Source organism: Priestia sp. SIMBA_032 (assembly GCF_046535215.1).
Taxonomy (GTDB): domain Bacteria; phylum Bacillota; class Bacilli; order Bacillales; family Bacillaceae_H; genus Priestia; species Priestia aryabhattai.
In genome coordinates this window covers 1-278 of record NZ_JAWRXD010000509.1, presented here as the reverse complement: position 1 = coordinate 278, position 278 = coordinate 1, and the positions used below count along the sequence as shown (strand labels likewise).

General features: G+C 63.3%; 1 protein-coding gene. It reads right to left on the bottom strand.

Features of this window, described 5'->3' with window-relative positions; translation table 11 throughout:
* A partial coding sequence (locus SB717_RS35335; RefSeq protein WP_410907586.1) for a hypothetical protein occupies positions 1 to 278 on the bottom strand: 278 nt, incomplete at both ends.

The following is a 278-nucleotide window of genomic DNA, read 5'->3' as shown; positions in this document are numbered from 1 at the left end:
CGTCCACCGTCTGCTCCAGGGTCAAGGTCGGCGTGTTACCGCTCGGCATGCCCGTAATACGCAGCACCTGTTTGAAGCCTACATCTGCCGCCTCCTTCGAGGCCGCCACGGCCAAACCGTTGAGATTGGAACCCTGCAAGGTGCAAGACGCGGCCACCTGCCCCGTGGCATTGCTTCCGGCACCCAGCGCCCCATTGGTCCCAGTCAGCAGCGAGTTAGGGATAAGGCTGCCACCGGGCACCAGCGCCGAGTCGTAGGTGACGTTGGATGTGGGAAGA